Origin of the sequence: Pseudomonas sp., assembly GCF_049645325.1 — a bacterium.
Taxonomy (GTDB): Bacteria; Pseudomonadota; Gammaproteobacteria; order Pseudomonadales; family Pseudomonadaceae; genus Aquipseudomonas.
On the sequence record NZ_JBARTQ010000619.1, the window covers coordinates 1 to 9,474 of the forward strand.

The 9,474-nt window shown below is 60.0% G+C and carries 4 protein-coding genes and 2 pseudogenes; 3 read left to right on the forward strand and 3 right to left on the reverse strand.

The features are described from left to right. A pseudogene (locus WBB95_RS26045) lies at positions 1–352 on the forward strand (recombinase family protein); the annotation flags it as partial. Between the two features lie 245 nt (positions 353–597). Here the strand turns inward: WBB95_RS26045 and WBB95_RS26050 are convergent. The 3 genes and pseudogenes from WBB95_RS26050 to WBB95_RS26060 form a co-directional block, all read right to left on the reverse strand. Next, the gene (locus WBB95_RS26050) at positions 598–1,035 is read right to left on the reverse strand and encodes a Rap1a/Tai family immunity protein (RefSeq protein ID WP_424490192.1); all 438 of its coding nucleotides are present in this window, start codon (positions 1,033–1,035) and stop codon (positions 598–600) included. A 271-nt stretch (positions 1,036–1,306) separates the two neighbouring features. Further along, a pseudogene (locus WBB95_RS26055) lies at positions 1,307–1,615 on the reverse strand (EamA family transporter); the annotation flags it as partial. A gap of 64 nt (positions 1,616–1,679) precedes the next feature. Then, positions 1,680–3,305 carry a methyl-accepting chemotaxis protein gene (locus tag WBB95_RS26060; RefSeq protein WP_424490193.1) on the reverse strand — a complete coding sequence of 542 codons (1,626 nt, stop codon included), beginning with the start codon at positions 3,303–3,305 and terminating at the stop codon, positions 1,680–1,682. A 386-nt stretch (positions 3,306–3,691) separates the two neighbouring features. Between WBB95_RS26060 and aceK the strand changes: the two genes are divergently transcribed. Continuing rightward, positions 3,692–5,407: a bifunctional isocitrate dehydrogenase kinase/phosphatase gene (gene aceK, locus WBB95_RS26065; protein ID WP_424490194.1), complete on the forward strand. Its 1,716-nt coding sequence runs from the start codon at positions 3,692–3,694 to the stop codon at positions 5,405–5,407. 70 nt (positions 5,408–5,477) lie between these two features. Continuing rightward, a complete protein-coding gene (gene hrpA, locus WBB95_RS26070) occupies positions 5,478–9,389 on the forward strand; it encodes an ATP-dependent RNA helicase HrpA (RefSeq protein ID WP_424490195.1) in 3,912 nt (1,303 codons plus the stop codon). The last annotated feature ends 85 nt before the right edge of the window (positions 9,390–9,474 follow it).

Genomic DNA, 9,474 nt, shown 5'->3' on the forward strand with positions numbered 1-9,474 from the left:
GTTCATTAGCCAACGTACACGGGAAGGTTTACAGGCTCTTAAGGCTAGGGCTGCACAGGGTGACGTAGAGAGTGTAACCAAGCTCAACAACCAAGTAGAGGCAAGACGCAAGACAGCTTTACAGAACACAATTGCAGTAGCTACACAGGCAGTTGTAGACAAAGCCGACAAGGTTAGTCAGGGGTACGCTGATGCTATCAAGTCTGCCATGTTCGATGGTGTGTCTACGCTGTCTGCATTGGCTGAGCGTTTCAACTTGCTACAGCTTCCTACTAGCCGTGGTGTTGTAGGTAAATGGCAGGCGGTACAAGTGGCCCGTCTGTGTCAGCGTCTTGGAATCACATTCCCTTGACAGAGTAGTGTTTGTGTGGTTGTGTCTCTTGACTCGGCCACAGATATTTTAGAATTACGAAACTTCAGCTATCGCCTCTGCGGGGTCTGTTAAACAGCTCGCCTAGAAATCCAAATCTGAAACGTCCACAGATATTTTTCCATCTGACACAAAAAAGCCCCACGAATGCAGGGCTATTTTTTTGGCGGGGGATTGGGTTTTCTGGTTGTTTCTTAGGACTGGTTAAAATTTGTACAACTGTTCTCTTACAAGCCTTTGCCTTTGGTGGCTGCTGGGCAAGGGAATTTAGCTCTCAGTGCAGCAATAGCAGCGTCTACGCCGTCTTCACGTTTGAGGCTTGGATTGTCTTCAATGAATTTACGTACTACTGGAATAACGTCTTTGGTAGCAAATGTCTCAGGGAAGCAAGTCTGTCTGTCGTATGGAATCCAAGCTCTGATTTTGACAAGTGTATGAGCCGCACCGTTTACAGTGTTAACACAGTTGCCGATTGCGTAGCCGTCTTCACCGTCTACAAAAGGTGTACGCCCATTGCTCAAGCCGTCAAGGTAGCGTTCTGTTGTCAGGCAGTCTTGAGCCAGTTCTATGCCTTGTCCCCTGTGGATAACTCCATAATCTGCTGAAGCTACAGTAGGTAGGATAAGGGCCATTGTCAGGGCCATTGCTTTGATAATCTTTTTCATGCGGGTAAGTCTCCATAATAGGTATTAGATAGGTAGCACCACTTCTACAAAGGTGTGTATGCCACCGGCTAGCCAAGTAATCTCTGCTGGAGAAATTAGGGCTTGGATTCGCCAGAGCTTTAATGTGGGGTTGTCATTGACCAGTTCACGTACTTTCCAAACTCGCGATTCTTTCACAATGAAATCACCGGGTTTCAGGGCTGTTACTGCCTTACGGGTAATGTTCGCCACAACGCTATCTCTGTGTCTGTGGTCTTACACACGCCGCCTATAGCGGCGTGGTGGCGTTGAAGATCGCCGAGTAGCCGGCGGGCAGTACCTGGGCGGCCACCGAGTACATGGTCGCGGGAATTCCGGAGTTGATCACGCCCAACAGCAGCACGGTCTTGAACTTGCCCTGGAAGTCCCAGTTCACGCGCATCAACGTGAGGATCACCAGCAAGCCGGCGGCGGCGATCGACACGCGAAAAAATGCGGTCGGCACCGTGCCGATTTCCGGCGCGATGATGCGCATGAACAGGAAGCTCGCGCCCCAGATGGCGGCGAGCCCCAGCAGGTACAAGGTGTCGACAGGTCTCACGGAACACTCCTACATCAATAAGGCGGCGAGTGTTGCCCAGCGGTCTGCGCGACACAATTGCTAATTACACAACAAACCGCGTCACCAAACCGTTGAGGTCCACCGCCAAGCGCGACAGTTCCTGGCTCGCGGCCGAGGTCTGGGTGGCGCCGGCGGCGGTTTGCGTGGACAGGTCGCGGATGTTCACCAGGCTGCGGTCGACTTCACGCGCCACCAGTGCCTGTTGCTCGGCGGCACTGGCGATCACCAGGTTGCGCTGGCTGATCTGCGAGATGGCGGCGGTGATTTTTTCCAGGGCGCTGCCGGCGCTGTTGGCGCGTTGCAGGGTCTGGCCGGCGTGCTCGGCGCTGCTGTTGAGGGCGCTGACGGTGTCTTGGGTGCCTTGCTGGATGCCGGTGATCATCTGTTCGATTTCTTCGGTGGAGTCCTGGGTGCGTTGCGCGAGTGAGCGCACCTCATCGGCAACCACCGCAAAACCCCGCCCGGCCTCGCCTGCGCGGGCGGCTTCGATCGCAGCGTTCAAGGCGAGCAGGTTGGTTTGCCCGGCAATGCCACGGATCACTTCCAGCACCTTGCTGATGTCCTTGGCCTGCACGGCGAGGCCTTCGGCTTTGTTGGAGGCGCCGAGCACTTCGTCCACCAGGTTCTGGATCGAATTGATGGTTTCGCTGATCTGGTAGTGGCCGTGCTTGCTGTCTTCGTCGGACGCCTTGGACGCTTCGGCGCTCGACACCGCGTTGCCCGCGACTTCGTCCACGGCCGCGCTCATTTCGTTGACGGCGGTCGCGGCTTGTTCAATTTCATCGTTCTGCGCCTGCAGGCCACGGGTGCTCTGTTCCATCACGGAGCTCATCTCTTCGGCGGCGGACGCCAGTTGCTGCGCCGACTCGCTGATGCCACGGATGGTGTTTTGCAGTTGCGCTTGCATGGCGGCCAGGGCCGTCAGCAAGTGCGCGGGCTCGTCATGGCCTTGCACTTCAATGGGCTGGCTCAAATCCCCAGCGGCAATGGTGCGTGCCACGTTCAGCGCCTGGGCGAGGGGAGTGGTGATGCTGCGGGTCAGTAGCCAGGCCAGTAATAAAGTGACGATCAGGGCGCTGACAATGATCAGGCCGACAATCCATTGCGCGCTGGCATACATCTGCGCCGCTGAATCCGCCGCCGTTTCCACGCCTTTCTGGTTGAAGCTGATGATGTCTTCAAGGCTTTGATTGAGGACCGTACCCTGCGGGGCGAGGCGGCTGGTGAGCAGGTCGATGGCGTCTTGTTGCTGTTCCTTGTCCACCAGGGCAACCATCTGGCCGACGATGGTGAGGTAGGACGCCACGTTGCCTTTCAGTTTTTTCAGCAGTTCGGCCTCATCGTCGCCGCTGGTCAAGGCTTCGTGATGGGTCAGCAGGGTCTGCAACTCGGTGCTTTGGCGGGTGATCATGGTCTTGCTGTTGTCACGAATCCGCGACTCGTCGGTGGTCGCGACGCGCAGGGCCTCCAGGCGAATGCTGGCGATAAAGGCCGCTGCGTCGTGGATATTCTCGATGCTCGGCATCCACGACTCTTCGATCACCAGGGCACTTTCGCGCAGCTTGGCCATCTGGCCCAGGCCGAACATGCCGACAATCACCAGCATGCTGGCCAGCACCCCAAAACTCAGGCTGGCGCGCAGACCGATCCTTATATTCCTCAATGACATCTCAATGCTCCTTAGGCGGTTATAACCTGTTCCCGGATCGGTCTTCTGACCTTGTTAGGGTGGGAAAGGGCGCGCTATATATCAAAGTGCCATTAAGGTGGTAATCGGGGTTTCCCTTACGCTGTATCAAGTTGGTTACAAAAGTTGTGAATTCACAGGTTTGCGGGTTTTCTCGGAGAATGCGGCGAGCCACGGCGTTACAGGCCTACAGGCGTGGCGGCGCGACTTTTTGGTGCGTTTTTTGACCGAGCGGTCGAATTGTGAAATCTGAAACAATTTGCGCAAGTCGAACAACGGGTGGCTGCCGGGCCTGCAAAATCCTCCTTCTCCTGTCTCTGTTCACTGGCTAAGCTCAGGCATCCAGATGCCCCTTCGAGGTTTCCCGCATGCCGCAGTCCGCCCTCGCTATCGCCCGGATGATCCTTGAGGGCTTCGACGATTACCGTGAGCACTTCCGGCAGATCACCGACAGTGCCCGCGAGCGTTTCGAGAAGGCGCAGTGGCAACAAGGGCAACTCGCCTCGGCGGCGCGCATCAATTTGTATGAAGAGAAAGTCGGTGAGGTCACGGCACGCTTGCGCGCCAGCTTCGATGCGGCGACGTTGCTCGACGTCGACGCGTGGCCGGTGGTCAAGAGCGCCTACATCGGCCTGATCGACCTGCGCTTTGACGATGAACTGTCCGAGACCTGGTACAACTCGATCTTCTGCGGCCTGTTCAGCCATGACCTGATCAGCGACGGCTGCATGTTCATCCACACCACGCGGCCAAGCCTGCGCCGGGCACGGGCGGCGCAAACCCGTCTCTACGCGCCAGCGGGCAAGATTGCCGAAATGCTGACGCAGATCTTCACCGACTACCGCTTCAGCGAACCCTACGCCGATTTGCCGGCCGACCTGCGCCGCCTGGAAGCGCAACTGCGCGAGAACCTGCCGGACTGGGTGTGCAAAGACCCGCAGCTCAACGTCGAGTTGTTTTCCTCGGTGCTCTACCGCAATAAAGGCGCGTACCTGGTAGGGCGCATCTACACCCACGACGAGCAATGGCCGCTGGTGATTCCGCTGCTGCACCGCGAAGGGCGAGGCATCCAGATCGATGCGCTGATCACCGACGAAGCGGATGTGTCGATCATTTTTTCGTTCACCCGTTCCTACTTCATGGTCGACGTGCCGGTGCCGGCGGAATTCATCGGCTTTCTCAAGCGCATCCTGCCGGGCAAGCACATCGCCGAGTTGTACACCTCCATCGGTTTCTACAAGCACGGCAAGTCGGAGTTCTACCGCGCACTGATCAACCACCTGGCCACTACCGATGATCAATTCATCATGGCGCCGGGGGTGCGCGGCATGGTCATGAGCGTGTTTACGCTGCCGGGTTTCAACACCGTGTTCAAGATCATCAAGGACCGCTTTTCGCCCTCGAAAAACGTCAACCGCGCCACGGTAATCGAGAAGTACCGCCTGGTTAAAAGCGTCGACCGCGTCGGGCGCATGGCCGACACCCAGGAGTTTGCCGACTTCCGTTTTCCTCTCAGCAAGTTCGAGCCCCAGTGCCTGGCCGAACTGCTGGACGTGGCGGCCGGCACCGTGGAAGTGGAGGGCGATACGGTGCTCATTCGCCACTGCTGGACCGAACGGCGCATGACCCCGCTCAACCTTTACCTGGAGAACGCCAACGACGCGCAGGTACGCGAGGCCCTGGAAGACTATGGCCTGGCGATCAAGCAACTGGCGGCGGCGAATATCTTCCCCGGCGACATGCTGTTGAAGAATTTCGGCGTCACCCGCCACGGCCGCGTGGTGTTCTATGACTACGATGAAATCTGCTTTCTGACCGAGGCCAACTTTCGCCACATCCCCGCGCCGCGCACGCCCGAGGATGAAATGGCCTGCGAACCCTGGTACTCCATCGGCCCGCTGGATGTGTTCCCGGAAGAGTTCCCGCCGTTCCTGTTTGCCGACGCCGGCCAGCGCAAGCTGTTCGACGAACTGCATGGCGAGTTGTACAACGCCGACTACTGGAAAGGCCTGCAGGAGGCGATTCGCGCGGGCAAGGTGATCGACGTGTTCCCGTACCGGCGCAAAGACCGCGATAGCGAATGAGGGGCGCGCGGGCCGTCGGTTTTCTGCGACAATCCGCCCCCTGCATAAATAGACGACCAAAACGCACCTGATGACTGACCAAGCGCCCGCTATCGACCAACTGCTGAAAAACCTCGATCACGCCATGCTCGCCGACCGCCAACGCTTGCGGCGGCAGTTGCTTGAGCTGCGCAAAAAGCCCGACGAGGAGAAGCTGGCGCAGTGGGTCACGCGCATGCAGGCGTCCTGCGCCCAAGTCACCGCGCGGCGTGCCAGCCTGCCGGTGATTCGCTACGACGACAGCCTGCCGATCGCGGCCAAGCGCGACGAGATCAAAGACGCGCTGCTCAAGCATCAGGTGCTGATCATTGCCGGCGAAACCGGCTCGGGTAAAACCACCCAGTTGCCGAAGATCTGCCTGGAAATCGGCCGTGGCCAATACGGCTTGATCGGCCACACCCAGCCACGCCGGATTGCCGCGCGCAGTGTCGCCAGCCGGGTCGCTGAAGAACTCGCCACACCGCTGGGCGCGTTGGTCGGCTATCAGGTGCGTTTCGAGGACCAGAGTGATTCCAACACCCTGATCAAGCTGATGACCGACGGCATCCTGCTGGCCGAAACCCAGAACGACCGCTACCTCGAACGCTATGACACGATCATTGTCGACGAAGCCCACGAACGCAGCCTGAACATCGACTTCCTGCTGGGTTACCTGAAAACCCTGCTGCCGCGTCGCCCGGACCTGAAAGTCATCATCACCTCGGCGACCATCGACCTGGAGCGCTTTTCCAAGCACTTTGGCGATGCGCCGATTGTCGAGGTTTCGGGCCGCACGTTCCCGGTGGACACCTGGTATCGCCCGCTGACGCTGGAGCAGGACGAGGAGGGCAACCGCGTCGAGGACGACTTGACCGTCGACCAGGCGATCCTCGCTACCCTGGATGAAATCGCCGCCTATGAGCGCAGCGAAGGGCGCAGCCCGGGCGACGTGCTGGTGTTCCTGCCGGGCGAGCGCGAGATTCGCGACGCTGCCGAAATGCTGCGCAAGGCCCAGCTCAAACACACCGAAATTCTGCCGCTGTACGCGCGCCTGTCACCGGCCGAGCAACAGCGGATTTTCCAGTCGCACCCGGGCCGTCGCGTGGTGCTGGCGACCAACGTCGCCGAAACCTCGCTGACCGTGCCGGGCATTCGCTACGTGATCGACAGCGGCACCGCGCGCATCAGCCGCTACAGCTACCGCGCCAAGGTTCAGCGCCTGCCGATCGAGGCGATTTCCCAGGCCAGCGCCAACCAGCGCAAAGGCCGTTGCGGCCGGGTCGAGCCGGGCATCTGCATTCGGCTGTTCAGCGAAGAAGACTTTATCGGGCGCCCGGAATTTACTGACCCGGAGATCCTGCGCACCAACCTGGCTGCCGTGATCCTGCAGATGCTGCACCTGCGCCTGGGCGAAATCACCGATTTCCCGTTTATAGAACCGCCGGATGGCAAGGCCATCAGCGACGGTTTCAACCTGCTGCAAGAGCTCTCGGCGGTCGACCGCAACAGCCAGCTCACGCCGCTGGGTCGCCAGCTGGCACGCTTGCCGGTGGACCCGCGCATGGGCCGCATGCTGCTGGAGGCCGCCAAGTTGGGCAGTTTGCAGGAAGTCTTGATCGTGGCCAGCGCCATGTCGATCCAGGACCCGCGCGAGCGCCCGCCCGAGCGTCAGCAAGCCGCCGACCAGGCGCACGCGCAATGGAAAGACGTGGATTCGGATTTTGCCGGCCTGGTGAATTTGTGGCGTGGTTTTGAAGAACAGCGCCAGGCATTGACCGCCAGCCCGTTGCGCAACTGGTGCCGCAAGAACTTCCTGAATTACCTGCGCTTGCGTGAATGGCGTGATTCCCATCGCCAACTCAGCCTGATCTGCCGCGACATGCAGTTGACGATCAATAAAGAGCCGGCGGACTTTGCCAAGCTGCACAAAGCGGTGCTGTCCGGCCTGCTCAGCCAGATCGGCCAGAAGACCGAAGACGGCGATTACCTCGGCGCGCGCCAGCGGCGCTTCTGGATTCACCCGTCGTCGGGCATCGGCAAGAAGCGCCCGCAATGGCTGATGACCGCCGAGCTGGTGGAAACCACCAAGCTGTATGCGCGCATGGTGGCGAAGATCGACGCCGACTGGATCGAGCCGCTGGCCGGGCACCTGATCAAGAAAAACCACTTCGAACCGCATTGGGAGAAGAAGCGCGGCCAGGTCGTGGCCTTTGAACAGATCACCTTGTTCGGGCTGATTGTGGTCGGCCGCCGCCCAGTGGATTACGGCCCGATTGACCCGGTGGTGTCGCGCGAGTTGTTTATCCGCGAAGGCCTGGTGCGTGGCGAGATTCAGTCGCGGGCCAAGTGCCTGACGGCCAACCAGCAATTGCTCGAACAGCTCGACGAACTGGAGGCCAAGGCGCGCCGCCGCGACATCCTGGCGGATGAAGAAACCCTGTACGCCTTCTACGACGCGCGCTTGCCGGCGGAGATTCATCAGACCGCCACGTTCGACAGCTGGTATAAGGTCAACAGCCAGAAAGACCCGCAACTGTTGATCATGCGCGAAGAAGACGTGCTGGCTCGCGAGGCCAGCGAAGTCACGGCCTTGCATTACCCCGACACGCTGCACCTGGGCGACTTGGAGCTGGCCCTGAGTTACCACTTTGAGCCTAACCACCCGCGCGACGGCGTGACCCTGCGCGTGCCGGCGCCGCTGTTACCGGCCTTGCCGCCGGAGCGCCTGGAGTGGCTGGTGCCGGGTGTGATCGAAGCCAAATGCATCGCACTGGTGCGCAATTTGCCGAAGGCGCTGCGCAAGAACTTCGTGCCGGTGCCGGACTTCGTCAAGGCTGCGCTGCAACGCATCGAATTTGGCCAGGGCTCGCTGCCCCAGGCGCTGGGTCGCGAATTGCTGCGCATGACCGGCGCACGCGTCAGCGACGAAGCCTGGGCCGAGTCGGCGCAGCAGGTTGAAAACCACCTGAAAATGAACCTGGAAGTGGTCGACGGCCAAGGCAAGTTCCTCGGCGAGGGCCGCGACCTGGCCGAGCTGACTGCGCGTTTTGCCGAGGCCAGCCAAGCGGCATTGGCCGTGCCGAAAACTGCGAAAAGCCAGCAGCCGGTGGAAGCCAAGGTGTTTGCGGCGGTGGCCGAGAAGACCCAGCAAAAGATCGCCGGGCTGTCGATGACGGTGTATCCGGCGCTGGTGGAAGAAAACGGCACGGTCAAGGAGGGGCGTTTCTCGACCGCCGCCGAGGCCGAGTTCCAGCATCGTCGCGCCCTGCAACGCTTGCTGATGCAGCAATTGGCCGAACCGGCGAAATTCCTGCGTGGCAAATTGCCCGGGCTGACCGAGTTGGGCCTGATGTACCGGGAGCTGGGGCGTATCGACGCGCTGGTGGAAGACATTCTGCTGGCAAGCCTCGACACCTGCGTGCTGGAAGGCGAAGCCAGCCTGCCGCGCGACGGTGCCGGGCTGGCGGCATTGGCCGAGCGCAAGCGTGGCAGCTGGACCGAGCACGCCGAGCGCCTGGCGCGCCTGACCCTGGAAGTGTTGAAGCTGTGGCATGGCCTGCAAAAGCGCTTCAAAGGCAAGATCGACCTGGCCCAGGCCGTGGCCTTGAACGACATCAAGCAGCAACTGAGCAACCTGGTTTATCCCGGTTTTGTGCGGGAAACCCCGGCCCAGTGGTTCAAGGAACTGCCGCGTTTCCTCAAGGCCATCGAGCTGAGGCTGGAGAAACTGCCGAGCCAGGTGCAAAAAGATCGCGTGTGGAGCGCCGAGTTGAGCGGCCTGTGGGCGCAGTACCAGAATCGCCTGAAAAAACATACCCAGGAAGGCAAACGCGACCCTCAGCTGGAGCTTTACCGTTGGTGGCTTGAGGAATACCGGGTGTCGTTGTTTGCCCAACAGTTGGGGACCAAGGTACCGATTTCCGACAAGCGCCTGAGCAAGCAGTGGAGCCTGGTGGAGGCCTGAAGCCTTTTTCGGTCTCCCAGGGTGAAGCGGGTCTAATGTGGGAGCGGGCTTGCTCGCGAAGGCGGTGTATCAGTCGTGGATGCAG